The sequence below is a fragment of the Pseudoalteromonas sp. MMG033 genome (genome assembly GCF_057197785.1).
Genome location: NZ_CM170070.1, coordinates 1490001 through 1492500, shown reverse-complemented (window position 1 = coordinate 1492500; position 2500 = coordinate 1490001). Strand labels below are relative to the sequence as shown.

Annotated in this window: 1 protein-coding gene and 2 rRNA genes (1 of these 3 running past the window's edge); 1 reads left to right on the top strand and 2 read right to left on the bottom strand. The window is 45.9% G+C overall.

Annotation, left to right across the window (positions count from 1 at the left end; genetic code table 11):
* The first annotated feature begins 49 nt into the window (after positions 1–49).
* Positions 50–1016, top strand: a protein-coding gene (locus tag AC2CZC_RS06565; RefSeq protein WP_484584855.1) for an IS630 family transposase whose coding sequence is annotated in 2 segments (ribosomal slippage) — positions 50–448 and positions 450–1016 — 966 coding nt in all. Because the reading frame shifts where the segments join, the coding sequence is not laid out codon by codon here.
* A 187-nt stretch (positions 1017–1203) separates the two neighbouring features.
* On the opposite strand, the gene rrf is transcribed toward AC2CZC_RS06565, so the two are convergent.
* A 5S ribosomal RNA gene (gene rrf / locus AC2CZC_RS06560) occupies positions 1204–1318 on the bottom strand.
* A 178-nt stretch (positions 1319–1496) separates the two neighbouring features.
* Positions 1497–2500, bottom strand: a 23S ribosomal RNA gene (locus tag AC2CZC_RS06555) (it continues 1876 nt past the right edge of the window).

The window sequence follows — 2500 nt, the reverse complement described above, 5'->3', positions numbered from 1 at the left end:
TGAACAGCTTTTAGCGCTTTCTCGAACAGAACCCAACGCACGTAAACGTATGCGATTACTTGCTGTGTCATTATTTTATGAAGGTAATAGCAGAACCGACATTGCAAAACGCCTTAATATAGCACGGAGTAGTGTTAATAAATGGGTCTCTAGTTACCTAGAGCATGGGCTCGATGGCTTAGACAATAAGCCTATTCAAGGACGTCCATCCAGACTGCAACAGTCTCAGCTTGATCAACTGTCTGAATTTATTAAACGCACAAACACGGAGCTTCAAGGTGGCCGTCTAACCGGTGAGGACATTGTGCATTACATTAGCAGTGAATTTGGTGTTCATTACCACTTAAATCATGTCTATAAAATCCTAAAGCAGCTTGGCTTTAGTTGGATCACAAGTCGTTCAAAACACCCTAAGCAGTCATTACAAAGCCAAGAAGCTTTTAAAAAACTTCCAACTGGAAACGATCCTTCACACACCAGGACACTTACCTCTTGATCGTATCGACGTATGGCTTCAGGATGAAGCTCGATTTGGCCAGCAAAATCCGACTACACGCATTTGGGCTAAGACGGGTACTCGGCCAAGGATTGTGAAACAACAACAGTTTGAATACGGGTATTTATTTGGTGCAGTATGTCCTGCCACGGGCCAAACAGAAGCGCTAGTAAGTCCATTCGTAAATAAAGAAGCGATGACGCAGCACATGCGTCAAATATCACAAGCTACACCAATTGGTAGGCATGCAGTAGTGATAATAGATGGCGCAGGCTGGCATACACATGATACTGCGTCAGAATTCAGCAACTTAACGCTAATAAAGCTTCCCCCTTACTCACCTGAGTTAAATCCAATAGAACAAGTATGGAGCTGGATAAGGCAACATTGCTTATCCAATAGAATATTTTCGGGCTATGTAGAAATAGTTGATGAAGTTTCAAAAGCTTGGAATCAATTTATTTCAATACCTGAACGAGTTAAGAAAATGTGCAGTCGTGAATGGATAAAGCTGATTTAATCTTTATGCGGAGTGGTATAAAGGATGAAAGGTGTGAAGGTTGCTCCCTTCACCTTGCGTTTATCGTGCAAAAGGTTAGTGAGAGCGCTCTTTTTGCGCAAGGTGAAATGAGCAGTTTTAGCTGTTGCCAAGGGACTTAAACGCAAAAAACCCGCTGCATTTCTGCAACGGGTTTCTTTTATTTGGTGCTTGGCAATGTCCTACTTTCACATGGGAAACCCCACACTATCATCGGCGCTATTTCGTTTCACTACTGAGTTCGGCATGGAGTCAGGTGGTTCCAAAATGCTATGGTTACCAAGCAAATTCTTTTCGTGCAAATGGTTAATGACGTCTTTTTGTCATTTCATTTGCGCAAGGTGAATTGATTTCTCATTAGAGCTCATCTATTCACAATGCTAAAATCTGGAAGCGTAATTAAATTCTTTTCGTCTACTTTTTATTCTTAACTTCTAACAAGTCAAACCACTTTGGCGTTGTATGGTTAAGCCTCACGGGTAATTAGTACGAGTTAGCTCAATGCCTCACAGCACTTCCACATCTCGCCTATCAACGTTGTAGTCTTCAACGGCCCTTCAGTTAACTTAAAGTTAAAGTGAGAACTCATCTCGAGGCTCGCTTCCCGCTTAGATGCTTTCAGCGGTTATCGATTCCGAACGTAGCTACCGGGCAATGCTATTGGCATAACAACCCGAACACCAGCGGTTCGTCCACTCCGGTCCTCTCGTACTAGGAGCAGCCCCTCTCAATTCTCAAACGCCCACGGCAGATAGGGACCGAACTGTCTCACGACGTTCTAAACCCAGCTCGCGTACCACTTTAAATGGCGAACAGCCATACCCTTGGGACCGACTTCAGCCCCAGGATGTGATGAGCCGACATCGAGGTGCCAAACACCGCCGTCGATATGAACTCTTGGGCGGTATCAGCCTGTTATCCCCGGAGTACCTTTTATCCGTTGAGCGATGGCCCTTCCATTCAGAACCACCGGATCACTATGACCTACTTTCGTACCTGCTCGACGTGTCTGTCTCGCAGTTAAGCTGGCTTCTACCATTACACTAACCGTACGATGTCCGACCGTACTTAGCCAACCTTCGTGCTCCTCCGTTACTCTTTGGGAGGAGACCGCCCCAGTCAAACTACCCACCAGGCACTGTCCTCAACCCCGATTAGGGGCCTAAGTTAGAACATCAACACTACAAGGGTGGTATTTCAAGGTCGGCTCCACACAATCTAGCGACTGTGCTTCAAAGCCTCCCACCTATCCTACACATGTAGGGTCAATGTTCAGTGCCAAGCTGTAGTAAAGGTTCACGGGGTCTTTCCGTCTAGCCGCGGGTACACAGCATCTTCACTGCGATTTCAATTTCACTGAGTCTCGGGTGGAGACAGCGTGGCCATGGTTACACCATTCGTGCAGGTCGGAACTTACCCGACAAGGAATTTCGCTACCTTAGGACCGTTATAGTTACGGCCGCCGT